Raw genomic sequence first — 23,755 nt, forward strand, 5'->3', positions numbered from 1 at the left:
CGGGTACTGCGCGAGAGTCGGACCGATCACCTCGAGGCATGCGGGCTGGTGAGCGTGTTGTGTTCGCGGCCGTGCAACTCGACAACTGACATGCCCCGAAAAACGGAGTGGCCCGAGGCATTCGCCCCGGGCCCCCCAATGAATGCGGCTACTCAGCCACGCAGCAGCGCGCGCGACATCACGACGCGCTGGATCTGGTTGGTGCCCTCATAGATTTGCGTGATCTTGGCGTCGCGCATCATCCGCTCGACCGGGAAGTCGGTGGTGTAGCCCGCGCCGCCGAAGAGCTGAACGGCGTTGGTGGTGACCTCCATGGCCACGTCGGAGGCGAAGCACTTGGCGGCCGCGGAGATGAAGCCGAGGTTCTTCTCACCACGCTCGGCGCGGGCGGCCGAGGTGTAGACCATGAGGCGGGCGGCCTCGATCTTCATCGCCATGTCAGCGAGCATGAACTGGGTGCTCTGGAAGTCGGCGATGGCGGTGCCGAACTGCTTGCGGTCCTTGGTGTAGGCGATCGCGGCATCCAAGGCGCCCTGCGCGAGGCCGACGGCCTGCGCGCCGATGGTGGGGCGGGTGTGGTCGAGAGTCTGCAGTGCGGTCTTGAAACCGGTGCCCGGCTCGCCGACGATGCGGTCACCCGGCACCCGGCAGTTCTCGAAGTACAGCTCCGCGGTGGGCGAGCCCTTGATGCCGAGCTTGTGCTCGAGCGGGCCGACAACGAAGCCCTCGTCGTCCTTGTGCACCAGGAATGCCGAGATGCCGTTGGCACCCTTGTCCGCGTCGGTGACCGCCATGACGGTGTACCAGGAAGACTTGCCGCCGTTGGTGATCCAGCACTTGGAGCCGTTGAGCACCCAGTCGTCGCCGTCCTGCTTGGCGCGGGTGCGCATGCTCGCGGCATCGGAGCCCGCCTCACGCTCCGACAGCGCGTAGGAGGCCATTTCGCCGTCGACGATGTCCGACAGCACCTTCTGCTTGAGCTCCTCGGAACCGTTGAGGATCAGGCCCATGGTTCCGAGCTTGTTGACGGCCGGGATCAGCGACGACGAACCACAAACGCGCGCAACCTCTTCGATCACGATGCAAGTCGCGACCGAGTCCGCGCCCTGGCCGCCGTAGGCCTCCGGCACGTGCACCGCATTGAAGCCCGCGGCGGTCAGCGCGGTCAGCGCCTCCTCGGGGAAGCGGGAGTTGGCATCGACGTCCTTGGCGTGCGGGGCGATCTCCTTCTCCGCGAGCCCGCGGATGGCCGCGCGCAGCTCGTCGTGGAAGTCCTCGAGCTTGAACAGGTCGAAATCGGGGTTTCCCGCCATGGGGCACACTCCTGGTCGTCGGTCGTGATCACTGCGTCCCGAAGCAGCCCGGAACGTCCAGCTCCTCGGCACTCAGTGCCAGATTAACTTCGAGTATACGCCCGTATCTCGCGCCAAATGCAGGTTTTCGATGGCACCGAGTGTCATCTTCCACATATTATGATTTACGTCACAGACTACTCAGCCGCCGGGTCACGAGATCAGCGACCTGTCGCGGCGGCATGTGACGCGGAAACACCGCGACCACCATGTCCTCGGCGCCCGTCGCACGCCCCGCACCCCGCGGGATCGCCGCCAACTCCACCCGCAGGTCCGCGGCACCCGCGTCGGACTCCCCACGCACCATCCGCCGCAAGAGATAGTTGTGCGTCGCCGTGACCGTCGCCGTGAACTGCACCCGCGTCAGATCCGGCGCCTCGGGCAGCCGCTCCCGCAGATAGTCCGTGAACAACCGCTCGTAACGGAACACCGTCACGATCTCCCGCTCGCGCAGCGCGGGCACCCGCCGCACTACTCGATAGCGCCGCTCCGCGATCTCCCGCCACTGTGTGAACCGCTCGAACACCTGGACCACCGCGGCGCACACCGCCTCCCACGGATCCCCCTGCGCGGCGGCGAGAAACTCCGCCGCCTGCGCCAACTGCGACTCGTGATCGGCGAAGATCACGTCTTCCTTCGACCGGAACTGCCGAAAGAACGTCCGCCGCGAAATCCCCGCCGCCTCGGCGATCTCGTCCACCGACGTCGCCTCGTACCCCTGCTCAGCGAACAGCCGCAGAGCATGATCAACCACCGTCAGCCGGAACCTGGCCGTATCGTCGTCACTTGCCACCGGACCACCGTAGTCAGGCGGCCGTCCGGCTACCCGAGCAGCTTGGTGCGCAGCGCCTCGTCCTTCTGCAGGACCATCTCTTCCAAACCGGCCTGGAACTGTTCCATGCGGGCACGCAGTGCCGGGTCGGCGGCGGCGAGGATGCGGACAGCGAGCAGCCCGGCATTGCGGGCGCCGCCGATGGAGACGGTGGCCACCGGGACACCAGCGGGCATCTGGACGATCGACAGCAGAGAGTCCATGCCGTCGAGGTACTTCAAGGGGACGGGGACGCCGATCACCGGGAGGGGGGTCGCCGAGGCGACCATGCCGGGCAGGTGGGCCGCGCCGCCCGCGCCCGCGATGATGACCCGTAGACCGCGGCTCGCCGCGTCACGGGCGTAGTCGAGCATGCGCTGGGGCGTGCGGTGCGCGGATACGACACCGACCTCGAAGCGAACACCGAACTCCGCCAAGGCTTCCGCCGCGGCCTCCATGGTCGGCCAATCGGAGTCGCTGCCCATGATCAGGCCTACTTGCGGTTCATTCGCCATGGGGATCCCATCCGTCGGTCCACATCGCGTGCGACATCCACCGTGCCGCGCGCTCAGCCTTTTCCCGCACCACCGCGACGTCGTCGCCGAGCACGTTGATATGCCCGATCTTGCGGTCCTCGCGTTCACCCTTGCCGTACAAGTGCACCTTGGCATCGGGCATCCTGGCGAACAGGTGGTGCAGCCGCTCATCCATCGACATCGCCGGAGCCTCGGGCGCGCCGAGAATATTCGCCATCACGGTGACAGGGGCCAGCGGGCTGGTGTCACCGAGCGGATAGTCGAGCACTGCGCGCAGGTGCTGTTCGAACTGGCCGGTGCGGGCGCCGTCCATGCCCCAGTGCCCGGAGTTGTGCGGGCGCATGGCCAATTCGTTCACCAGCAGGGCGCCGTCGTGGGTCTCGAAAAGTTCGACGGCCATGGCGCCGACCACCCCGAGCGCCTTCGCGAGGTTCAGTGCCAGCGTCTCAGCCTCGGCCGCGAGCTCCTCCGCGAGCTCCTGCGCTGGTGCGATCACCACCGCGCACTGTCCGTTGCGCTGCACCGTCTCCACCACCGGCCAGGTCGCCGCCTGACCATAGGGCGAGCGCGCCACCATGGCCGACAGTTCCCGCTTCAGATCCACCCGCGCCTCGGCGAGCAGGTGCACACCGTGCACGAGCTGGTCGTCGACGATCGCCTCTGCCTCCGCCGCCGTCTCTGGCATCCAGACACCGCGGCCGTCGTAGCCACCGCGCACCGCCTTGAGCACCATCGGCCAGCCGTGTTCATCACCGAAGCGCACCGCGTCGGCCGCCGTGGTCACCGGCGTGAACGCGGGCACCGGCAGCCCCAGCTCGGACAACTTGGTGCGCATGGCCAGCTTGTCCTGCGCGTAGATCAACGCCTGCGGCGGCGGCTGCACGTTCACACCCTCGGCGACCAGCGCCTCCAGGTGCGCGGTCGGCACGTGCTCATGGTCGAAGGTCAGCGCGTGCGAGCCGACCGCGGCTTTGCGCAGCGCGGCCAGATCGGTGTGGCTACCGAGCACGACCTCCGGGCTCACCTGCGCGGCCGGATCGTCCTGACGCTCGGCGAGCACGCGCAACCGCTGCCCGAGGGCAATGGCCGCCTGGTGGGTCATGCGCGCCAGCTGGCCGCCACCGATCATGGTGACGGTGGGCATGACGGCCGGATCGAAGGAACGTGGGCTCACGATCGCGCCTCGCTGACGCTCGGCTCCGTCGTCCGCCCGCGTGCGGCATTCAGGGTTCGCTCGCTGCGCTCGCTCACGACTGCGCCTCGCTAACGCTCGGCTCCATCATGAGCCGGGCTGCTGTGTCGATGGTTCGCTCCCTCACGTCTGGCAATCTTGTCACGTCGAGCCCGAATAACCGCTACCGGTACACTCGGGCCTTGTGTCATTCGTCGACGACGTGGTCAACGTCCTCCCCCAACCGCTGCGGGAGATCGCGTACCGCCACCATGAGCTGATCAAATTCGCCATCGTCGGCGCTACCACTTTCGTGATCGACAGCGGCATTTTCTATGCGCTGAAGTGGACGGTCCTGGATACCAAGCCGGTCACCGCCAAGATCATTTCCGGCGTCATCGCCGTCATCGCTTCCTACATCCTCAACCGCGAATGGTCGTTCAAGAATCGCGGCGGGCGTGAGCGCCATCACGAGGCGCTGCTGTTCTTCGGCGTCAGCGGTGTCGGCGTCGTGCTGGCCTTCCTGCCGCTGTGGGTGTCGAGCTACGTCTTCGATCTGCGCCAGCCCGATGTGAGTTTCACCGTCGAGAACATCGCCGACTTCATCAGCGCCTTCATCATCGGCAATCTGCTGCAGATGGCCTTCCGCTTCTGGGCAATGCGCCGCTGGGTTTTCCCCGACGAAATGCAGGAGATCGTCGACGAATTCGAGGATCTGCTCGAGGAAGAGCAGCTCGGCCACAGCTGATTCAGCGCGGTTCGGGCACTCCGCTCGCCGACCGGATGGGCGTGGTCGCCCCGAGGAACACCGCGAACAACGCGGGCCTGCGCCGCTGCAACTCCAAGCGCCCGCCGTCGGCCTCGATCAGCGCCCGTGCCAAGGCCAACCCGACACCGGTCGATCCGCCTGCCGAGAATCCCCGATCGAAGATGTGCGGCGCGAGTTCGTCACGCACTCCTTCACCCTCATCGGCCACTTCCACGCACACCAGCGGCTCCCTATCTCGCCCTGGGCGCACCGTGCGCACCGACACCGTGCAGGTGCCGCCGCCGTGCATGAGAGCGTTGTCGACGAGCACCGCGACCGCCTCGCGCAGCCGCGACCCGGTGATCGGCGCGCACAGCGACTCGTCACCGATCAGCGACAGCGTCCGCCCGGCCTCGCTGAACGGGTGCGTCCATTCGGTGACGACACCGCGCAACTCGGCCATTACCGGCACCGGATCGCGGTCGGCCGCGTCCTCGTCCCGCGACGCGCGGACCAGGTCGTCGATCGCCTCGGTCAGCCGGTCGACCTGCGCCATCGCCTCCTCGGCCTCGTGCACGACATCGGGATCGGTGTGAGCGGACAACTCGTCCAAGCGCAGCCGCACCGCGGTCAAGCGGCTGCGCAGCTGATGCGACACGTCCGCGACCAAGGCATGCTCGCGTTGCAGTCGGCCGGCGATCTCGACGGTGGCGGAGTCGAGCACATCGGAGACCCGGTCGAGTTCGGAGATGCCATGCCTGCGCGGATCGGGCCGGAAGTCGCCCTTGGCCAGCCGCGCGGCCCGTGCCGCCACGTCGCGCAGCGGATCGGCGACGCGGCCCGCGGTGACCATCGCGACCGACACCGCCGCACCGAGCGAAGCGAGCACCGCGAGCGCCACCACAGCGACCGCCTGCCGCTGCCTGACATGCATCGGCCCCGACGGCACCTCCAGGCGCAGCGAGCCCGCGGTTCCCATCGACAGCGACTCCACCAGTGGATCGGTGACCCGGTCCACGCCGATGTCCAGGCGTGAGGCGTTGTCCTTGGGCGCCGGATAGACGATGGTCAGCCTGCCGCCCGCGGGCACGAGCGGCCGCACCGATCGCTCGTCGAACTCGCCGGTCACCAAGCCGTCGCCGTGCTCCTGCACGATGACCTCCGCGGCGATCCGCTCCAGCCTGCTCTGCAGATCGTTGCGGGTAATGTCCTCGACCCACAGCCAGGCGGTGTAGATCAGCGGAACGCCGAGCACCACCGTGGTGATGGTCAGCACCGTGAGGATGGATCGCAGAATTCTGCGCCGCATGTCAGTCGGTGTTCAGCCGGAAGCCGACGCCGCGGACAGTGACGATGCGCCGCTCGGCCATCGGGCCCTCGTCGCCGATCTTGCGACGCAGCCATGACATGTGCATGTCCAAGGTCTTGGAACCGCGCAGCTCGGCGTCGCCCCAGACCTCCCGCAGGATGGTCTCGCGCGCCACCACCTGGCCCGCGCGATCGATCAGCACCTTGAGCAGTTCGTATTCCTTGTTGGCCAAACCGATCTCGACGCCGTTCACCAGCACCCTGCGGGCCGCGGGCTCCAGCCTGATACCACCGACCTCGACGACGTCGTCACCGATTCCGCTGCGCCGCAACAAGGCTCGCACGCGAGCCAACAGCTCGGCGAGGCGGAACGGCTTGCCGACGTAATCGTCGGCGCCCGCATCGAGCCCGACGACGAAATCCACCTCATCGGTGCGCGCGGTGAGCATCAGCACGGCCAGATCCGCGCCGCGAGCACGCACCTGACGGCACACCTCCAGCCCGTCCATACCGGGCAGGCCGAGGTCGAGGATGAGCAGATCGTGGTTGCCCTCCAACGCCCGCTTGAGCACGGCGGGCCCGAAGCGTTCGACTGTCACCGAATAACCCTCGCGCCCAAGGGCCCGGGACAGCGGCGCGGCGATGGCCTCGTCGTCTTCGGCCAGGAGTACGGCGGTCATGACCCCAGATTACGGATCGGCGCGGCAGCGGCCGGGCATCTCATCGGTGGCCGCCGCCGGGTGTTCCATGGCGACCGCGCTCGTCCCACCGGTCCCCGTGGCCCTGCGACTCCTCGAACACCTGGTGATACAGCAACGCATGCACCTGCTGCACCTGCGGGATGTCGTCGTATTCGAGCGGTTCTTCCGAGGACGAGCCGATGATCAGCGTGCCGGTGCCGAGCAGTCGGTCGAAAAGACCGTGCCGGAATTGCACGCTGGAAATACGACTCATCGGGATATCGATGCCGGTATGCGTGATCACGCCCTGACGAATGAGGACCCGTCGGTCGGTCGCGATGAAATGGGTCGATTTCCAGCTCAGAACCGGTGCGACACAACGCCATCCGAGGATGCCGAGCCAGCCGACCAGGATGACGCCGAGCAGGATCGACCGCGTGGTGGCTTCGGTGTTGCGCCAGGCGAGGCCACCGAGGAAACCGGCGAGCGCGGTGGCGACGATCAACGTCACCGCCGGCCAGAACAGCATTTTCCAATGCGGATGACGATGGAGTATCAACTGCTCGTCCGGCGCGAGCACCTCCTCCGGATAACCCATGCCGGAACCCTACCGTGTACGGATGCCAGAATGCCTGGACACCGGTGCGCGCCGTGCTGCACAATCGTCACCTCGGGCAGCCCTCGTCGCGCCCGAGATTCTCCCGCTCGCTCAAGTGATGTCCGCTCGACCTAGCTCTGAACGCTCTACCTGCGGAAAAGCCAAGTCCTGCTAGACAAAATGTTGATCCGACCGTGGAGGCGAGAGTGACCAAGGATCTGAATCAGCTGGAAATCCTGACCGAACTCGAACCGGTGGCCGAAGCGAACCTGAACCGGCACCTGTCGATGGCCAAGGATTGGCATCCGCACGACTATGTTCCGTGGGACGCGGGCCGCAACTTCGCGGCGATGGGCGGGATCGACTGGGCGCCGGAGCAGTCCAAGCTGAACGAGGTCGCCAAGGCCGCGATGATCACCAATTTGCTCACCGAGGACAACCTGCCCTCCTACCACCGCGAGATCTCCGAGCACTTCTCCTCCGATGGCGCATGGGGCACCTGGGTCGGCCGCTGGACCGCCGAGGAGAACCGGCACGGCATCGCGATGCGCGACTACTTGGTCGTCACGCGCGGCGTGGACCCGGTCGCGCTCGAAGAGGCCAGGATGATCCATATGACCAAGGGTGTGCACTCCCCCGAATACTGGGGCGGGTTCCTGGTGAACGTCGCGTATGTGACCTTCCAGGAATTGGCCACCCGGGTCAGCCACCGCAACACCGGCCGGGTCTGCGACGACCCGATCGCCGACCGCATGCTGCAGCGCATCGCCACCGACGAGAACCTGCACATGATCTTCTACCGCAACCTGTGCGGCGCGGGCTTGGATCTGGTCCCCGACCAGGCCATGGTGGCGATCACCGGGATCCTCGCCAATTTCGTCATGCCCGGCCACAGCATGCCGAACTTCCGCCGCAACGGCGTGCTGATGGCCAAGCACGGCATCTACGACCTGCGCCAGCACCTCGAGGAAGTGGTGCAGCCGGTGCTGAAGAAGTGGAACATCTTCGAGCGCAACGACTTCGGTGCGCGCGGCGAGGCCGCCAGGGAAAGGCTCGGCGAATACCTGGAGAAGCTGGCGGGCGATGTGCTCAAGTTCGAGGAGCAGCGCGATCGGATGTTCGCGCGGGAAGCCGCCAAGGGCATCATGCAGCCGGTGTGAGTTGTTCGGTGTTCGCGACCCCGGCGAAGGCCGGGGTCCCACAGTGGGACGGAAGGCTCAGACTTCGGCGCGCAGGTGGGTGACGTCGCCCGCGGACACCGACCGATCACCGATCAGCAAGCGCCCGGTGGCGTCGACATCGGTGGCCGTGCCGGTCAGCGTCTGCCCACCGGGCAGCTCCGCGCGCACCCGCGCACCCAGCGTGGAACACCGCTCGCGGTAGGCGGCGATCAGATCGCTGGTCGCCCAGTTCGCGGCCTGCCACGCCGTGAAGCGTCGAGCGAATTCGGTGAGCAGGGACTGCACCAGCAGCGTGCGGTCGGTGTCGGCGGCACCGGCCAGCGTCAGTGAAGTGGCGTGCGGCACCGGCAATTCCGCCTCGGTGAGGCTCACATTCAGGCCGATGCCGATCACCACGGTGGGTGCGCCGTCGCCCGCCGCGACCTCGGCCAGAATGCCCGCGACCTTGCGGCCATCGATCAATACATCGTTGGGCCACTTGAGAGTCGCGGCCACACCCGAGGTCGAGCGCAACGCATCGACCACCACGACCCCCGTGAGCAGCGGCAGCCAGCCGAGCGATGCCGGGTCGACGCCGGGCAAGCGCACCAGCAACGACATCGACAGCTGCGCCCGTGGCGGGCTCACCCAGGTTCTCGCATGCCTGCCGCGGCCGTGCTCCTGCGCTTCCGCCAGGAGCACGCTGCGATCCGCATCCGGCTCCCCGGCGCGCGCGATCAGGTCGGCGTTGGTGGACCCGGTCGACTCCAGCACATCGATGCTGGAGAAGAACGACAGCTCGGGCACGTCGGTGAGACTGCGCCGCAACTGCTCTGCATCCAACGGTGGCCTGTGCACATCGGCAGGCTACTCGGTGCCGGCCGACCGGCTTACCCCGATAGGTCGGCGGAGCCGTCGCCATCGGGGTACACCGACGCAGCCGCGGTCAGCAGACGAGGTCGTACTCGCGAATCGGTGCTCGCACACCGGAGACGTCCGCCTCGTCGCCTTCCGATTCGCCCGCCTCGGCCCAGAATTCCGGGTCGACGACGGTCGGTTGCGCAGGCGCGGTCTGCCGTCTCGTCCAGGTCGCCTCGGTGGCGTATTCGGCGACGGTCCTACCCCATTCCCACATTGCCTCGCTCCTCCCCTGAGCCCAAATCCGGACGCATTCAGGCTATCTGGGCACCCGCGCGCCGCACCAATGATTTTCTTGGAGGCCAACGCGATAATCGACCAGGAATTTTCTGTCCGATGTCACAACGCAACGTGATCTAGCTGCGGTTTTTACTCGCCGGTAGCCGGTGCTCGTTTCGTGCGAGCCACTGGTACTCGTTACACTCCGGAGCCATGACGAGTGTCCAGCAGCAGCCCTCCTCGGAATCGGCGGGCTCCCCCGATATCCACACCACCGCTGGGAAGCTGGCTGACCTGCGGAATCGGCTGGAAGAAGCCAAACACCCGATGGGTGAGGCCGCTGTCGACAAGGTGCACGCCAAGGGCAAGATGACCGCCCGCGAGCGCATCCTCGCACTGCTGGACGAGGGCTCCTTCGTCGAGCTCGACGCGCTGGCCCGCCACCGCAGCGTGAACTTCGGCCTGGAGAACAACCGTCCGCTCGGCGACGGCGTCGTCACCGGCTACGGCACCATCGACGGCCGCGACGTCTGCATCTTCAGCCAGGACGTCACCGTGTTCGGTGGCAGCCTCGGCGAGGTCTACGGCGAGAAGATCGTCAAGGTGATGGATCTGGCGCTGAAGACCGGCCGCCCGCTCGTCGGCATCAACGAAGGCGCAGGCGCGCGCATCCAGGAGGGCGTCGTCTCCCTCGGCCTCTACGGCGAGATCTTCCACCGCAATATCCAGGCCTCCGGCGTGATCCCGCAGATCTCGCTGATCATGGGACCGGCCGCGGGTGGTCACGTGTACTCCCCCGCGCTCACCGACTTCGTGGTGATGGTGGACGGCACCAGCCAGATGTTCGTCACCGGCCCCGACGTCATCAAGACGGTCACCGGCGAAGACGTCACCATGGAGGACCTCGGCGGCGCGCACACCCACATGACGAAGTCCGGTGTGGCGCACTATGTCGCCTCCGGCGAGCAGGACGCCCTCGACTACGTCAAGGATCTGCTGTCCTACCTGCCGAGCAACAACCGCGCCGACGCGCCGCGCACAGCGCCGACCGACCCGATCGACGGCGCCATCGAGGACTCGCTCACCGACGAGGACCGCGAGCTGGACACAATCATCCCGGACTCGCCGAACCAGCCCTACGACATGCACGAGGTCATCCGTCGCCTGCTCGACGACGACGAGTTCCTCGAGGTGCAGGCCGAGCGCGCGATGAACATCATCTGCGGTTTCGGACGCGTCGACGGCCGCAGCGTCGGCATCGTGGCCAACCAGCCCACCCAGTTCGCGGGCTGCCTCGACATCGACGCCTCCGAGAAGGCCGCGCGCTTCGTGCGCACCTGCGACGCCTTCAACATCCCGATCATCACCCTGGTGGATGTGCCGGGCTTCCTGCCCGGCACCGGCCAGGAGTACAACGGCATCATCCGGCGTGGCGCGAAGCTGCTCTACGCCTACGGAGAGGCCACTGTGGGCAAGATCACGATCATCACTCGCAAGGCCTACGGCGGCGCCTACGACGTCATGGGTTCCAAGCACATGGGCGCCGATGTAAACCTGGCCTGGCCGACCGCTCAGATCGCTGTGATGGGCGCTTCCGGCGCCGTCGGCTTCGTCTACCGCAAGCAGCTGCAAGAGGCCGCCAAGAACGGAAACGACGTCGATGCGCTGCGGCTCGAGCTGCAGAACGAGTACGAGGACACCTTGGTGAACCCCTATGTCGCGGCCGAGCGCGGCTATGTGGACGCGGTCATCCCGCCCTCGCACACCCGTGGTCAGATCGTCTCCGCGCTGCGCCTGCTCGAGCGCAAGATGGTCACCCTGCCGCCGAAGAAACACGGCAACATTCCGCTGTGATCAAGCGATAAACCGTCATGGGCCGCGCACACTGGATCATAGAGCTGCAATTCAGTCGGTTCCGGAGGAAGATCATTTCATCGGTTCGACATCGAGTTGGGGAATAAGCCCGACCGATATAGAGAAAGGATCTGGCACTGTGACGACCGTGGCAGAGGATGTGTTGACCGCCGTCGAACTGGAGTTCACAGTCGACCCGATCACCGACGAGATCGAGGTGGCCATGGATCTGGTCGCTTCGTCCGCCGAATCGGGCGAAAAGCCGTTCATTCGCATCGTCAAGGGTTCGCCGAGTGACGAGGAGGTCGCGGCACTGGTCTGTGTGCTGACCGCCGCCGCCAACAGCGCGAGCGCCGCCCGCTCGACCGGCCCTGCCGACAACTGGGGCCGACCGACTTTCATGCATCGCGGCACGTCGCCGTTCTCGCCCTACGCCTTCCCGCAGCTGTCGCACCTGCGCGACTGACGTGAGTCGACGCACCGAGCCGACCATCGACACCATCTCTTCGAGGCACGTCGCGACCGAGCGCAACGGAGCGCGGTCGTGACCCGGCTGATTCTCGCGTCCGCCTCGCCCGCACGCCGCGAAGTGCTGCGCTCGGCGGGCATCGACCCTGTTGTGCGGGTGTCGGATGTGGACGAGGACGCCGTCGCCGCGGCGCTGCCGGACAACACGCGGCCGCAGGTCGTCGTGGTCGAGCTGGCCAGGGCGAAGGCCATGTCGGTTGCCGCCGTGATTCCCGAATTCGCCACGGATTGTGTGGTAGTCGGCTGCGATTCGATGCTGCTGATCAACGACGAACTGCAGGGCAAGCCACACACTCCCGAGGTCGCACGGACCCGTTGGGCCGAGATGGCGGGGCGGAGTGCGGATCTCATCACCGGACATTGCGTCCTGCGCATGCGGGACGGGGCGGTCATCGCCGAGTCCGTCGACTGCAGTTCCACCACAGTGCATTTCGCCAAGCCCGAACCCGAGGAACTGGACGCCTACATCGCGACCGGCGAGCCACTCCAGGTGGCGGGGGCGTTCACCCTCGATGGCATGGGCGGCTGGTTCGTCGATCGCATCGACGGCGACCCGTCCAGCGTGATCGGGATCGGTCTACCACTGCTGCGCCGACTGCTTGGCGACGTTGGGATCGGCATTGCGCAGTTGTGGGGCCACGCGGCCCGCTGACGGCGTCGCGATCCGCGGCTCGGCGGCGGCCTCGGCGCCGACCGGCACCACCGTCGCGTCCCGGCTGATGTCCGGCTCCCGTCGCATCTCCTGCTCATGTTGCGCCAAGAGCTCCAGTCGCACTACGCAGAGCTCCGGCTCGACGAACGGGTGCAGCCGCACATTCACCGCACCGCGGTCCCCGCCACGGTCGAGCACCTCTTTGATCAGGCCGAGATGCACCCCGCACACCACCTCGGAGTGCGTGCGCGCGAGCTCACGCAGTGGGCAGGCCGTCAATCTGATCGGCGTCTGATCGTCGGTCTCGGTGGCCTGATCGCGTTCCGGCGCGAAGCCGAGTTCCGAAAGGAGCGTCATCGCGAGGTCCTTGGCGTCTTCCAGCGTTGCTATCCGCTGGTCACCGACGTCGAGCTTGGCGCCCCATGCGCGCCCGGCGGCGATGGCCGCCTCCGAACGACGGCGAGGATCGGGGCCGAGCTGGTCGGCGAGCACCTGCGCGAGTTCCTGATAGCCGACCGATCGCTGCACCGCGCTGTATCCGATACGCGGGCGCCCGCGGCCACGCGGTGGCTGCTGGAATTGCCGCACCAGGGATTCCTTGGTGAGTACGTCCAGGTGAAACCGAACCGTGGTGACGTGCTGTCCGGTGATTCTGGCCAGTTCCTGGGCGTCGAGAGGCTCACTGGCGCCACGTAGGATCGCGAGCAGTCGCCGCCGCGGCCAAGAATCGGACATAGCTCACCCCTCCTCCTGGGAGACTTTATCGGATGTGGGTTCGATTTATTCGCCCATTAAGCCGATTTGTGATCTGAAACGAGAGTCACTATCGCCTCACACCTACCATCGCTGTGAGACCCGAACCGCTGTAACCACCGTCTACCACGCGTGAAGGACCCACATCGTGCCCGTTGCCAAGGACCCTCATCCCTCATTCGGTTCCTACTCTCAACCTCACCGACTGGTAACCACGGAGTGGCTGTCTGCAAACATAGGCACGCACGGACTCAAGATCGTCGAGTCCAACGAGGACATACTGCTCTATGACATCGGGCACGTTCCCGGCGCCACCAAGATCGACTGGCGCGGCGACCTGAACGATCCGGTCACGCGTGACTATATCGACGGTGTCCGTTTTACCGAGCTTATGCGCGCAAAAGGAATCGGGCGCGACGACACGGTGGTGATCTACGGAGACCGGGGCAATGCGCAGGCGGCGCACACCGCGTGGCTGTTCACGCTCTTCGGCCACGAGGATGTGAGGCTGCTGGACGGCGGGCGCGACGCTTGGATTTCCGAGGAGCGCGACACCACCTTCGATCTGCCGCATCTCACGCGCAGCGAATACCCCACCGTGCGCCGCGACGACAGCACCGCCCGCGCCTTCCGCGAGGACGTGCTCGGCCACCTCGGCAGGCCGCTGATCGACGTGCGCTCGCCCGAGGAGTACTCCGGCGAACTCATCCAGCCACCGATCAATCCCGAGGATGCCGCGCTGCGGGGTGGACATATCCCGACCGCCGTGAATATCCCGTGGACCGCGACTTTCAATTCCGACGGGCGATTCCGTTCCCGCGCCCAACTCGACGAGGTCTACGGCGCGCTGGCCGCACCGGACGATCTGATCGTGTACAGCCGGGTCGGCGAGCGGTCGAGCCATACCTGGTTCGCACTGACGTTCCTGCTCGGATTCGACACGGTGCGCAATTACGACGGCTCGTGGACCGAATGGGGCAACTCGGTGCGAATGCCCATTGCCAAGGGAGCTGAACCAGGCGAGGCTCCGGCCGCTGCATCACGCAAGACCCGCAGCAGATAAGGCCTACGCCACACCCGGCACCCTGGTGTGATGTGCGACCTACTGTTCAGTAGGGCTATCCGAGTGCACTGTCTGTTGGCAGACTGCCTACACTCGCCCGAGACGTAAGTTTGATCGACCACGGGGCGACCAAAAAGATTGCACACAGGAGGCTCAGTGCCCAGCCATGCCAGCGCGCGGATAACGAAGGTACTCGTAGCTAACCGAGGCGAGATCGCCGTGCGCGTGATCCGGGCGGCCAAAGATGCCGGAATCGGCAGCGTCGCGGTGTACGCGGAGCCGGACGCCGACGCCCCATTCGTGAAGCTCGCCGACGAGGCCTTCGCCCTCGGCGGTCAGACCTCGGCCGAGTCGTATCTCGTGTTCGACAAGATCCTCGACGCCGCGGCCAAGTCCGGCGCAGACGCCATTCACCCCGGCTACGGATTCCTCTCCGAGAACGCCGACTTCGCCCAGGCCGTCATCGACGCCGGGCTCATCTGGATCGGCCCCTCGCCCCAGTCGATCCGCGATCTCGGTGACAAGGTGACCGCGCGCCACATCGCCGAACGCGCGAACGCGCCGATGGCCGCGGGCACCAAGGACCCGGTGAAGAACGCCGACGAGATCGTCGAGTTCGCCAAGCAGTACGGCGTGCCGGTCGCGATCAAGGCCGCCTTCGGTGGCGGTGGCCGCGGCATGAAGGTCGCGTACTCCATCGAGGAGATCCCCGAACTGTTCGCGTCGGCGACCCGCGAGGCGGTCGCCGCCTTCGGACGCGGCGAGTGCTTCGTCGAGCAGTACCTCGACAAGGCCCGCCACGTCGAGGCACAGGTCATCGCCGATCAGCACGGCAACGTGATCGTCGCGGGCACCCGTGACTGCTCGCTGCAGCGTCGCTTCCAGAAGCTGGTCGAGGAGGCTCCGGCCCCGTTCCTCACCGACGACCAGCGGGCACGGATCCACGCCTCCTCCAAGGCCATCTGCAAGGAGGCCGGCTACTACGGCGCGGGCACCGTCGAATACCTGGTGCAGGGCGACACCGTCTCCTTCCTCGAGGTGAACACCCGTCTGCAGGTCGAGCACCCGGTCACCGAGGAGACCGCGGGAATCGACCTGGTGCGCCAGCAGTTCCGCATCGCCAACGGCGAAGAGCTGGAGTTCAAGGAAGATCCGGCCCCGCGCGGCCACTCTTTCGAGTTCCGCATCAACGGTGAGGACGCCGGTCGCGGCTTCCTGCCCGCGCCCGGCCAGGTCTCGGTGTACAAGGAGCCGAGCGGCCCCGGTGTGCGCGTGGACTCCGGCGTGGTCGAAGGCAGCGTGATCGGTGGACAGTTCGACTCGATGCTGGCCAAGCTGATCGTCACCGGCGAGAACCGGACCCAGGCGCTGGAGCGGGCGCGACGCGCGCTTGCCGAGTTCCATGTCGACGGTCTCGCCACCGTCATCCCGTTCCACCGCGCGATCGTCGAAGACCCCGCGTTCATCGGGGACGGCGAGAAGTTCGATGTCTACACCAAGTGGATCGAAACCGAGTGGGTCAACAACGTCGAGCCGTTCACCCCGGCTGGCGCCGCTGCCGATGAGGACGAGGAACTGCCGCGGCAGAAGGTCGTCGTCGAGGTCGGTGGGCGTCGCGTAGAGGTGTCGCTGCCCGGCCAGTTCAGCCTCGGCGGCGGTGGCGGTGCCGGTGGCTCGACCGGGGGCAACGGCGCTGGTGTGGTGCGCAAGAAGCCCAAGCCGCGCAAGCGTGGCGGCACGGGTGCCGGTGCGGCCTCCGGTGACGCGGTCACCGCGCCCATGCAGGGCACCGTGGTCAAGGTCGCGGTCGAGGAAGGCCAGTCCGTCGAGGCGGGCGACCTGATCGTGGTGCTCGAGGCCATGAAGATGGAGAACCCGGTCAACGCGCACAAGGCCGGCGTCGTCACCGGTCTTTCGGTCGAGACGGGCGCCGCCATCACCCAGGGCACCGTGCTCGCCGAGATCAAGTAAACGGCTCCGCACAGCCGAGGATGTGCCCCGTTAACTGCACATGAGCAACCGCTGGAGCGGGCGCTGGACCCCAACGTCCGCGCCCGCTCTGTCGTATGGTGGATCGGGTGACCAGTTCGCCCGTTGTCCCTGCCGTCACGGAGGTCATCCGCGGCCGCCGTGAATCCGCGAGCCGCAGCGACGGACATCGCCTCGCGCTGGTCATCGAGGGCGGCGGCAGCCGAGGCGTCTATTCGAGCGGCATGGTGCAAGCGCTGGAGGAACTCGGTCTCGCCTCGATCTTCGATGCCGTCTACGGCACCTCCGCGGGCGCGATCAACGGCGCGTGGCTGCTGTGCGGGCGAGCGCTGCCCGGCATGCGGTCATGGACCGATCCCGCCATCATGCGGCGCGCTGTCGATCCGGCTCGGCTGCTGCGCGGCCGACCCGCCTTCGACCTGAACTACCTGGTCCATCAGGTGTACGACGGCGTCGAACCGATGGACTTCCCCGCGATCCTGGCCAATCCGACCACCTTCCACCCGATCGGCACCGACATCCGCACCGGCCTCGCGGTCGACCTGCACCGCCACATCGTCGACAAACGGACGCTGATGACCGCGCTGCGCGCCTCGGCCGGGCTGCCGATTCTGGCCGGACCTCCCGTCCCGCTCGGCGACTCCCATTACCTCGACGGCGGTCTCGCCGAAACCGTGCCCATCCGCACCGCAGTCGGTGACGGCGCCACGCACGCCCTCGTCCTGCGCACCCGTCGCACCGACGAACAGCGCCCGCCCGCCTCCCGGCTGCATCAGATCGTCGGCGGCGGCTACCTACGCGTCCGCGCCCCCGGCGCCTACCGGGCCTGGTTACAGCGCCCGCTCCAGCAACACGTCGAAGACCGATTCCTCACCGGCCTCGGCCACGCCGCGCTCCAAATCCACCCCCCGCTAGGCTCCCCCGACATCGACAGCGCGGCACGGGACACCACCCTCCTGGCCCGAGCACTCGAGATCGGCCGCCGGGCCGTCCACTCCCATCTCGCCGCCGCACTGGACATCACCAGCGAAACCGCCTGACAGAGGTCGACCGTCGAACAGTACGAATCGACCACTGCGTCCACCTCGGACACACCGCCGGCACAGCGACCGCGACACTGTGCGACCCGCGCGGCGGCCCGTGGTCAACCCACCATCACTGTGACGCCCTGGGAGAGTGGGAAGTCGTGTAGTTCGAGGTGACTCGGGGTGGCGTCGGGGGCGACGTCGAAAACCAGTTGGGTGGTGGCGGATTGGCCTGGGTGCAGTTCGAAGGAGTAGTTGTGGCGGGCCTGGGTGGTCTGCCACATGGTGGCGGCGGGGTCGTGGTCGATCACGCGGCCCTGGGTATCGATGAGGCGCTGGCCGAATGGCAGGAACCGCTTCGACTGGTCGGAGATGTTGTTCACCGTGACAGTGACGATCACGAAAGAACCGCGAGCGGATTGGAAGCCGACGCGGGAGATGCCGGAATCGGCACTGGTGACCACGAATTCGAACTTCCCGTCGCGCACCGCTGACTGCGCGGGCGCGGGGCCGGCCGGACCGGGTTCCGGCGGCGGCGCGGGATGTTCTTCGGCCGCCGCCGTCGGTCGCGCTGCGCTCGAACCACCGCTCGAATCGCTGCCCCGGCTGCCCGAGGCCAATAGCGCGATGCACCCCGCCGCGAGCACGAAGGGCGTCAGGAACACCACGACGAGGGCGCCGATCACCTTGGTGAGCACGCCGCCCGACCGTCGACGGCGTCGACGTGGGGCCGCGGGCGGCGGCGCGATCCATGGACGCCCCCGCGACACCGGCCATCGCGGCGGCGCAACCGAGGCGCCGCGCTGCCGCTTCGACTTCGGTTGATAGGCAGGCCGTTTCGCCGGGACCGGTGGCGGGAAAGTCGCATCGGGCCGCGCGGGCGCGTACGGCGCGTATCGCGAATTCTGCTGCGGGACAGCACCTCTTACCGGTGGCGGCGCAAGCGGCGGTACGAGCCGGGTCACCACCAACGTCGGTGTCGGCCCCGGCTCCGGCATCACCTTCGTCGGCGCGGGCTGCTTCCGCGCAGGCTGGACCGCTGACCGCGCATCGGCCGCCGAGTTCGGCGACTTGCTCGGAACAACAGGCGCTTTCACCAGCGACGGAAGTGACGACGGTTGCGGGCCAGGCTCCGGCATCACCTTCGTCGGTGTCGGACGTCGAGGCGCGGGTGGTACCGGCGACTGCTGTCCGGCCACCGGCGGATCCGGCGGCGGGCCGTTCGGGGCAACAGGTGGTGGCAGCGGCGCCGACGGTTCCGATCGACCAGTCGCCACCAGTGTCGGCGTCGGTCCTGACTGCTCGAGCAGCTTCGTGCGCGGCTTCGGTGTCGGCACGAGCGAAGTGACCAGCCGATTCCCGGCGCGCGGATTCGAGCGTTCCGAGCCGACGGCTGCGCGGGCGGCGGCCGCGAAGTCCCGGGCGCTCGGGTAGCGCCTGGCCTGATCCTTGGCCATGCCACAGGCGATGACCGCGTCCAACGCCGCCGGTACCGACGGATTCACCGAGGCCGCGCACGGCGGCGTGGCCATCAGGTGATCGTGCATCTGGCGGGGTGGGTCGGTGTCGCCGTACGGGCGACGGCCGGTCAAGCATTCGTACAGTACGCAGGCCAGCGAGTAGATGTCGGAGCGCGCGTCGACCGTCCCGTTGAACCGCTCCGGCGCCATGTAGGGCCAGCTGCCGATCGCCATACCCGTTGCGGTGACGGCGGTCTGTCCGATGCCCTTGGCGATGCCGAAATCGATCAGGTACGCGTGCCCGGCACTGTCGATCAGGATGTTGGACGGTTTGACGTCACGATGGATCAGCCCCGCCCGATGCGCGGCATCCAGTCCCGAGGCCACCTGCGTGACGAAGTCGACGGCCGCGGCCGCGGCAAGTGTGCGGACCCGGCCGAGCATTTCAGCCAGATCGATGCCGTCGATGTAATCCATCGCGATGAACAGTCGGCCGCCCTGCTCGCCGAAGCCGTGAATGCGCACGATGTGAGGGTTCCGGAGGGTAGAACCGAGCCGGGCCTCCCGCTCGAACCGCCGCCGATACTCCCCATCGGCCGCCAGGTTCTCCGACAACACCTTCAGCGCGACCTCGCGCCCGCTATCGGTGTCGCGCGCGAGCCACACTTCCCCCATCCCGCCCCGACCGAGCAATCGGTCGAGCCGGTAGTTCCCGAACTGTTCCTCCCCCATCGCTGACCTCCCGGTAACCGCGCCGCTGCGGGTGGGGCGGCAACCCGGCGACCCCGGATTGCCCGAACCTGTTCCGACCCTAGCCCCGCCACCCACCCCCGCACAGTGTGATGTCCCCTACGTAGCACTACCTCACCACCGAAGCGCAGGCACCCATCCGATGTCGTCCACGCGACGTACCCGCTGACCACTACTTGCCTGGTTTGCTGCGGCCTGGTTTGCCGTTGTGCGGCTTGTCGTTCCCGTGACCGGTGTTGCCAGAGTGACCGCTGCCGTTGTCCGCGTTGCTGTCGTAGTTGGTGCCGTTGTCGCTGTCGGCATCGGAGTTGCCGCTGCCCGGGGTGCTGTCGCTGCCCGGGGTGTTACCGCTGTCGCCAGAGTTTTCCATGGCTGGTTTGTCGTTGGCCGGTTTCGGCGCGTCGGCGTGGGGCCGGGCTGGAATCCACTCGGCGAAGTGGCCGTCGGGCAGGCAGGCGAGCGGGGTGCCGTCACCTCCGACCGTGCTGCCGTCCACGGCGGGGTTGCACGGCTGCCCGGCGGCCGGGACGAGCGCGATCGGTGGCTGTGCTGGTGCCGGTCCGATCGGGGCTAGCGGCCGCGGCACCGGACTCGCCGAGGTCGGTATGGATGACGGTGCGGCGGAATCGGTCTCGCTGCCTGGGGGGCGCCCGAGCCACAGCGCCATCCCGACCATCGCGAGGAGGGTCGAGAGAGCCGCGGCAGCGAGACCCGTGCCCCGGACCCGGGGCGGCTCGTGATCGCCCGGCGGTTGCGCCGCACGCACCGATCCGGCCATACGCAACGGCTCGATCCCGCGCAACGAGTCAGTCTCAGCTGACAACTCCGCTCCACGCAGCGGTCGCGCCGCACGCGCCGACTCGACCCTGTGCTGAGAGCCGACCATGCGCCACGGTTGCGGCAGGGCTGTTCGCGTGGGCACAGTTGCCGCGGTGATCTCGACCGTCGCCGTCTCCAGACCCGTGACCGCTGCATACGCATCGGAGGCCATTTCGCCTGCGCTGGACCAGCGCTGGTTCGGGTCCTTGGACATGCCGCGGGCGACGACGGCGTCCAATGCCGCAGGCACAGTGGGATTCACAGCGGTGACCCGTGGTGGGTCGGCCATCAGATTCGCGCGCAATTGCTGTGTGGAATCGACGGTGCCGAAGGGCCGCTTCCCGGTGAGGCATTCGTAGAGCACGCAGGCCAGCGAGTACTGGTCGGCGCGGCCGTCGCAGGTGCCGGTGAACCGCTCCGGCGCCATGTACGCGAGGGTGCCGACCACGTTCGTGCTGGCCGTGATCGTGGGCTGGTCGATCCGGTGGGCGGTGCCGAAATCGATCAGATGGACGAAGCCGCTAGGGCTCACCATGATGTTGGACGGTTTGACGTCGCGGTGCACCAGCCCGGCCCGATGGGCGAGGTCCAGCGCCGCCGCGGTCTGCGCGACGATCTCCACCGCTCTGGCCGGCGACATCGGCCCGTCGCGTCGGAGCAGACCAGAGACATTGGTGCCCTCGATGAACTCCATGTCGATATATAGGCGACCGTCGAGTTCGCCGAATGTGTGGATCGGCACCAGGTGCGGACCACGGACCTGGGCGGCCAGCCGAGCCTCCCTGGTGAACCGCTGCCGGTAGGTGGCGTCGACGGCATGCACCGCGGCCAACAGCTTCAGCGCGACGTCACGCTGTGTGACGCTGTCGTGCGCGAGCCAAACCTGCCCGGTGCCCCCACTGCCGAGCAACCGGTCGAGGCGGTAGTGGCCGAACCACATCTCGCCCATATCGAAACCTCTCACTAGCCTGCTCTCTATCGAACAGGTACCCGAAATCCGCACCGGCACTACAAAACCGAGAACCCCACTGCGACAGCCGTCGATCATTTCGCAATCCGCCACCTTCGGGGCACGGAATTCTCCCACCACCCGCACCGGGTCCATCGACGTACTTCGGTCCGTCGACACCCATGTGCCACGTCGGTCCCGACTCCCCCGCGCCGGGTCGCACCGGCCGCATCGTCATCGACAGCCGCTAGCCTTGCTGGTATGAGTGACGTGCCCGAGATCCGCATCGGCACCGCGGAGCGTGAGCAGGCGATGCAACGACTGTCCGACCATTTCGCCGCCGGTCGGCTGAGCGTCGCCGAGTTCGACGAGCGCAGCGCGGTGGTCGCGGCCGCGATGACCCGCGGTGATCTGGACGCGGTATTCGTAGATCTTCCCGAGCCCGTGGCGGCGACCGCGGTGCCTGCCAAGCACGACACGGGGTTCATGGCCGAGTGGCCGGAGCGACTGATGGCTGTCATCCCGATCGTCGCGGTCATCCTGTTCTTCCTCACTCATAGCTGGCTGTGGTTTCTGGCGATTCCATTGATGGGCGCGCTGCTGTACGGCAATCGGCACGATCGCGGGCGGGACCGGCGCAGGGGTCGTCGCGCGGAGGACAAGGACTGATGGAACCGGTCGAGATCAACGCAGGCACGTGGTACCTGCGCGCACTGCGCGCCGACGAACGCATCGATGACCGGCCTGCCCTGGCTGCGGGCGGCATCGATGACCCCGACTACGTCCTACTGCGTACGACGCAGTGGGACAACGAAACCCATTATTCGTGGGCGGTCTGCGAACCGACGACCGCGGAGATGGTCGCCGAAATCGGCGTGACCCCGGGGGCCGACGACACCGCCGACATCACCGGCTGGGCCCGGCCCGGCTACGAACCCGCGCTCGAGTCCGGCCTGACCTCCGTCCGGCGATTCGTCGAGGGCGGCCTCGGACTGCGGCCGAGCACCCACTGAGGCGTATCCGGCCGCTCCCCGAGCTATCGCATGACGCCGGTATGTCCGGTGGAGTAGCGGCCGGGTTGTGGCCAGACGGTCAACCCGTGTGCTCCTCGGCCAACCGGTATGCGGGCCAACAGGTTCCAATGGACGATATCTACGGCGTAGACCTCGCCGTGGTGGCGGCCCGAGACCCAGAAGACGCGGCCGTCAGCGGAGATATTGCCCATGTCGGGGCTGCCGCCTCCTGGGATGTGCCACGTGTTGACCAGCTTGTTCGCCGCGAAATCCCATACCGAGATGCTGCCCTCGTGGCGGTTGGTGATGAGCATCTGCTGGGAGTCGCGGGTGATGTAGAGGCCGTGCGCGCCCTTGCCGGTGGGGATGAAGCCGGTGTTCTCGAAGCGGAGGGCGTCGACGGTGTAGACACCGTTGGCGGCCATATCGGCGATGAAGAAGGTGCGTCCGTCCGGCGAGAGCTTGACGTCCTGCGGCATGCCGGACCGCCCGCCGGGCAGATCGATCGTCTTGACCTGGGTGCGCGCCGCAACATCGAAAACCAGCATGCGCCCGGCGAATTCGCAACTGGCCAGTGCGAACCGGCCATCGGCGGTGAAGTCCATGTGATCGATGCCTGCGCACGCGGGCACCGCCATCGAGTACAGCTTCTGCCAGCTGTGCGGATCGTAGAAATCCAGCGACTTGTCCGCCTCCGCGACGACGAGCGCGAACTGACCGTCCGGCGTGTAATACATGTTGTAGGGGTCGCGCACCGGAAACACCGAGCCGGGCAGGCCGGTCCTCGGATCGATGGACAGCAGGCTGCCGCCGCCGATCGGCAGATCATTGGTGACATACAGCGTCTGCATGTCGTAGGAGGGCACCACATGCTGTGGTTCCGTGCCGCCCGACCGGAAGGTGTCGATCACTCGAAAGCTGGCCTGGTCGATCACCGAGACAGTGTTGGATTGACTATTGGGCACGTACACCAGCGACCGATGGTCGGCCACCTCGGGGCTGAGCTCGCGGTTCGCGGCGTACACATCGGTCGGTGACAGCGGCGGCGGCATACCCGGTAGCAGGTTCTGCGGGTACGGAGGCTCCGCACTCGTGGTCGGCTCCGCACTCGTGGTCGGCGCGGCAACCGTGCTCGGCGCGGCAATCGTGCTCGGCGCGGCAATCGTGCTCGGTGTTTGCGACACGCCCGTCGAACCCGCGTCGCTGGAGGCGCACCCCGCCACGGCCGCCGCTACGGCTAGGGATGCGATGAATTGAAAGGGGGCCGTGGCCGGATGTCGGTCCGGCCGAGCGGATGGTGCGCAGCTGCGGAACATGCGCTGCCGGTTCACGCGTCGCACCGTGCCAAGGGGTGGTGAAGACGAGATGACATGGGTGCGAAGCCTAAGTGGTGGGGCGC

At 67.2% G+C, this 23,755-nt stretch carries 23 protein-coding genes; 10 read left to right on the forward strand and 13 right to left on the reverse strand.

Annotated elements, in window-relative coordinates; translation table 11 throughout:
• Positions 1 to 152 precede the first annotated feature (152 nt).
• The 4 genes from ACFU4Z_RS00410 to ACFU4Z_RS00425 form a co-directional block, all read right to left on the reverse strand.
• Positions 153 to 1,313, reverse strand: coding sequence for an acyl-CoA dehydrogenase (locus ACFU4Z_RS00410; RefSeq protein WP_379058210.1), 1,161 nt, complete (start codon positions 1,311 to 1,313; stop codon positions 153 to 155).
• A 169-nt stretch (positions 1,314 to 1,482) separates the two neighbouring features.
• Positions 1,483 to 2,145: a TetR/AcrR family transcriptional regulator gene (locus tag ACFU4Z_RS00415; RefSeq protein ID WP_379058212.1), complete on the reverse strand. Its 663-nt coding sequence runs from the start codon at positions 2,143 to 2,145 to the stop codon at positions 1,483 to 1,485.
• Between the two features lie 29 nt (positions 2,146 to 2,174).
• Positions 2,175 to 2,678 carry a 5-(carboxyamino)imidazole ribonucleotide mutase gene (gene purE, locus ACFU4Z_RS00420; protein ID WP_379058215.1) on the reverse strand — a complete coding sequence of 168 codons (504 nt, stop codon included), beginning with the start codon at positions 2,676 to 2,678 and terminating at the stop codon, positions 2,175 to 2,177.
• Positions 2,668 to 3,843 carry a 5-(carboxyamino)imidazole ribonucleotide synthase gene (locus ACFU4Z_RS00425; RefSeq protein ID WP_379059274.1) on the reverse strand — a complete coding sequence of 392 codons (1,176 nt, stop codon included), beginning with the start codon at positions 3,841 to 3,843 and terminating at the stop codon, positions 2,668 to 2,670. Before ACFU4Z_RS00425 ends, purE begins: the two co-directional genes overlap by 11 nt.
• Positions 3,844 to 4,075: 232 nt before the next feature.
• On the opposite strand from ACFU4Z_RS00425, the gene ACFU4Z_RS00430 reads away from it, so the two are divergent.
• The gene (locus tag ACFU4Z_RS00430) at positions 4,076 to 4,618 is read left to right on the forward strand and encodes a GtrA family protein (protein WP_379058218.1); all 543 of its coding nucleotides are present in this window, start codon (positions 4,076 to 4,078) and stop codon (positions 4,616 to 4,618) included.
• 1 nt (position 4,619) lies between these two features.
• Here ACFU4Z_RS00430 and ACFU4Z_RS00435 read toward each other — a convergent pair whose 3' ends face one another.
• Genes ACFU4Z_RS00435 through ACFU4Z_RS00445 form a run of 3 tightly spaced genes read right to left on the reverse strand, consistent with a single transcriptional unit; the run spans position 4,620 to position 7,204 of the window.
• A complete protein-coding gene (locus ACFU4Z_RS00435; protein ID WP_379058220.1) occupies positions 4,620 to 5,927 on the reverse strand; it encodes an ATP-binding protein in 1,308 nt (435 codons plus the stop codon).
• 1 nt (position 5,928) lies between these two features.
• Entirely contained in the window at positions 5,929 to 6,606 is a 678-nt protein-coding gene (locus tag ACFU4Z_RS00440) for a response regulator transcription factor (protein ID WP_379058223.1), read from the reverse strand.
• A gap of 40 nt (positions 6,607 to 6,646) precedes the next feature.
• Entirely contained in the window at positions 6,647 to 7,204 is a 558-nt protein-coding gene (locus ACFU4Z_RS00445; protein WP_379058226.1) for a PH domain-containing protein, read from the reverse strand.
• A gap of 206 nt (positions 7,205 to 7,410) precedes the next feature.
• Here ACFU4Z_RS00445 and ACFU4Z_RS00450 point away from each other — a divergent pair, with 206 nt between their 5' ends.
• Entirely contained in the window at positions 7,411 to 8,364 is a 954-nt protein-coding gene (locus ACFU4Z_RS00450; RefSeq protein WP_379058228.1) for an acyl-ACP desaturase, read from the forward strand.
• A 57-nt stretch (positions 8,365 to 8,421) separates the two neighbouring features.
• Here the strand turns inward: ACFU4Z_RS00450 and ACFU4Z_RS00455 are convergent, their stop codons facing one another.
• The gene (locus ACFU4Z_RS00455; protein WP_379058230.1) at positions 8,422 to 9,222 is read right to left on the reverse strand and encodes a biotin--[acetyl-CoA-carboxylase] ligase; all 801 of its coding nucleotides are present in this window, start codon (positions 9,220 to 9,222) and stop codon (positions 8,422 to 8,424) included.
• An 88-nt stretch (positions 9,223 to 9,310) separates the two neighbouring features.
• Entirely contained in the window at positions 9,311 to 9,499 is a 189-nt protein-coding gene (locus tag ACFU4Z_RS00460; RefSeq protein ID WP_379058232.1) for a hypothetical protein, read from the reverse strand.
• Positions 9,500 to 9,714: 215 nt separating this feature from the next.
• Here ACFU4Z_RS00460 and ACFU4Z_RS00465 point away from each other — a divergent pair, with 215 nt between their 5' ends.
• The 3 genes from ACFU4Z_RS00465 (at position 9,715) to ACFU4Z_RS00475 (ending at position 12,535) form a co-directional block, all read left to right on the forward strand.
• A complete protein-coding gene (locus ACFU4Z_RS00465; RefSeq protein WP_379058234.1) occupies positions 9,715 to 11,355 on the forward strand; it encodes an acyl-CoA carboxylase subunit beta in 1,641 nt (546 codons plus the stop codon).
• A gap of 139 nt (positions 11,356 to 11,494) precedes the next feature.
• On the forward strand, positions 11,495 to 11,821 hold the full coding sequence (locus ACFU4Z_RS00470) for an acyl-CoA carboxylase subunit epsilon (protein ID WP_379058237.1): 327 nt from the start codon (positions 11,495 to 11,497) through the stop codon (positions 11,819 to 11,821).
• A gap of 78 nt (positions 11,822 to 11,899) precedes the next feature.
• The gene (locus ACFU4Z_RS00475) at positions 11,900 to 12,535 is read left to right on the forward strand and encodes a Maf family protein (RefSeq protein ID WP_379058240.1); all 636 of its coding nucleotides are present in this window, start codon (positions 11,900 to 11,902) and stop codon (positions 12,533 to 12,535) included.
• Here ACFU4Z_RS00475 and ACFU4Z_RS00480 read toward each other — a convergent pair.
• The gene (locus tag ACFU4Z_RS00480) at positions 12,461 to 13,270 is read right to left on the reverse strand and encodes a helix-turn-helix transcriptional regulator (protein ID WP_379058243.1); all 810 of its coding nucleotides are present in this window, start codon (positions 13,268 to 13,270) and stop codon (positions 12,461 to 12,463) included. The two genes, ACFU4Z_RS00475 and ACFU4Z_RS00480, sit on opposite strands and share 75 nt — an antisense overlap.
• Positions 13,271 to 13,436: 166 nt before the next feature.
• Between ACFU4Z_RS00480 and ACFU4Z_RS00485 the strand changes: the two genes are divergently transcribed.
• The 3 genes from ACFU4Z_RS00485 to ACFU4Z_RS00495 all read left to right on the forward strand — a co-directional run bounded on the left by ACFU4Z_RS00485 (position 13,437) and on the right by ACFU4Z_RS00495 (position 17,380).
• A complete protein-coding gene (locus tag ACFU4Z_RS00485; RefSeq protein ID WP_379058246.1) occupies positions 13,437 to 14,351 on the forward strand; it encodes a sulfurtransferase in 915 nt (304 codons plus the stop codon).
• Positions 14,352 to 14,507: 156 nt separating this feature from the next.
• Positions 14,508 to 16,322 carry an acetyl/propionyl/methylcrotonyl-CoA carboxylase subunit alpha gene (locus ACFU4Z_RS00490; RefSeq protein WP_379058249.1) on the forward strand — a complete coding sequence of 605 codons (1,815 nt, stop codon included), beginning with the start codon at positions 14,508 to 14,510 and terminating at the stop codon, positions 16,320 to 16,322.
• A 107-nt stretch (positions 16,323 to 16,429) separates the two neighbouring features.
• Positions 16,430 to 17,380, forward strand: a complete 951-nt coding sequence (locus ACFU4Z_RS00495; RefSeq protein ID WP_379058251.1) for a patatin family protein — start codon at positions 16,430 to 16,432, stop codon at positions 17,378 to 17,380.
• 104 nt (positions 17,381 to 17,484) lie between these two features.
• On the opposite strand, the gene ACFU4Z_RS00500 is transcribed toward ACFU4Z_RS00495, so the two are convergent.
• Positions 17,485 to 19,557, reverse strand: coding sequence for a protein kinase (locus tag ACFU4Z_RS00500; RefSeq protein ID WP_379058253.1), 2,073 nt, complete (start codon positions 19,555 to 19,557; stop codon positions 17,485 to 17,487).
• Positions 19,558 to 19,747: 190 nt separating this feature from the next.
• On the reverse strand, positions 19,748 to 21,343 hold the full coding sequence (locus ACFU4Z_RS00505) for a protein kinase (protein ID WP_379058257.1): 1,596 nt from the start codon (positions 21,341 to 21,343) through the stop codon (positions 19,748 to 19,750).
• Positions 21,344 to 21,604: 261 nt separating this feature from the next.
• Between ACFU4Z_RS00505 and ACFU4Z_RS00510 the strand changes: the two genes are divergently transcribed.
• Both ACFU4Z_RS00510 and ACFU4Z_RS00515 read left to right on the forward strand, forming a co-directional pair.
• A complete protein-coding gene (locus tag ACFU4Z_RS00510; protein WP_379058259.1) occupies positions 21,605 to 22,012 on the forward strand; it encodes a DUF1707 domain-containing protein in 408 nt (135 codons plus the stop codon).
• Positions 22,012 to 22,356, forward strand: coding sequence for a hypothetical protein (locus ACFU4Z_RS00515; RefSeq protein WP_379058261.1), 345 nt, complete (start codon positions 22,012 to 22,014; stop codon positions 22,354 to 22,356). The genes ACFU4Z_RS00510 and ACFU4Z_RS00515 overlap by 1 nt, the downstream gene beginning before the upstream one ends.
• A 23-nt stretch (positions 22,357 to 22,379) precedes the next feature.
• Here the strand turns inward: ACFU4Z_RS00515 and ACFU4Z_RS00520 are convergent, their stop codons facing one another.
• Entirely contained in the window at positions 22,380 to 23,540 is a 1,161-nt protein-coding gene (locus ACFU4Z_RS00520; protein ID WP_379058263.1) for a hypothetical protein, read from the reverse strand.
• Positions 23,541 to 23,755 lie beyond the last annotated feature (215 nt).

It is taken from the genome of Nocardia sp. NPDC057440 (assembly GCF_042802915.1).
GTDB lineage: Bacteria > Actinomycetota > Actinomycetes > Mycobacteriales > Mycobacteriaceae > Nocardia.

Excerpts from the sequence above, each read along its gene's own strand:
- ACFU4Z_RS00410 (WP_379058210.1), bottom strand. The coding sequence starts at position 1,313 with ATGGCGGGAAACCCCGATTTCGACCTGTTCAAGCTCGAGGACTTCCAC.
- purE (WP_379058215.1), bottom strand. The coding sequence starts at position 2,678 with ATGGCGAATGAACCGCAAGTAGGCCTGATCATGGGCAGCGACTCCGAT.
- ACFU4Z_RS00425 (WP_379059274.1), bottom strand. The coding sequence starts at position 3,843 with ATGCCCACCGTCACCATGATCGGTGGCGGCCAGCTGGCGCGCATGACC.
- ACFU4Z_RS00435 (WP_379058220.1), bottom strand. The coding sequence starts at position 5,927 with ATGCGGCGCAGAATTCTGCGATCCATCCTCACGGTGCTGACCATCACC.
- ACFU4Z_RS00440 (WP_379058223.1), bottom strand. The coding sequence starts at position 6,606 with ATGACCGCCGTACTCCTGGCCGAAGACGACGAGGCCATCGCCGCGCCG.
- ACFU4Z_RS00445 (WP_379058226.1), bottom strand. The coding sequence starts at position 7,204 with ATGGGTTATCCGGAGGAGGTGCTCGCGCCGGACGAGCAGTTGATACTC.
- ACFU4Z_RS00460 (WP_379058232.1), bottom strand. The coding sequence starts at position 9,499 with ATGTGGGAATGGGGTAGGACCGTCGCCGAATACGCCACCGAGGCGACC.
- ACFU4Z_RS00465 (WP_379058234.1), top strand. The coding sequence starts at position 9,715 with ATGACGAGTGTCCAGCAGCAGCCCTCCTCGGAATCGGCGGGCTCCCCC.
- ACFU4Z_RS00480 (WP_379058243.1), bottom strand. The coding sequence starts at position 13,270 with ATGTCCGATTCTTGGCCGCGGCGGCGACTGCTCGCGATCCTACGTGGC.
- ACFU4Z_RS00500 (WP_379058253.1), bottom strand. The coding sequence starts at position 19,557 with ATGGGGGAGGAACAGTTCGGGAACTACCGGCTCGACCGATTGCTCGGT.
- ACFU4Z_RS00505 (WP_379058257.1), bottom strand. The coding sequence starts at position 21,343 with ATGGGCGAGATGTGGTTCGGCCACTACCGCCTCGACCGGTTGCTCGGC.
- ACFU4Z_RS00510 (WP_379058259.1), top strand. The coding sequence starts at position 21,605 with ATGAGTGACGTGCCCGAGATCCGCATCGGCACCGCGGAGCGTGAGCAG.
- ACFU4Z_RS00515 (WP_379058261.1), top strand. The coding sequence starts at position 22,012 with ATGGAACCGGTCGAGATCAACGCAGGCACGTGGTACCTGCGCGCACTG.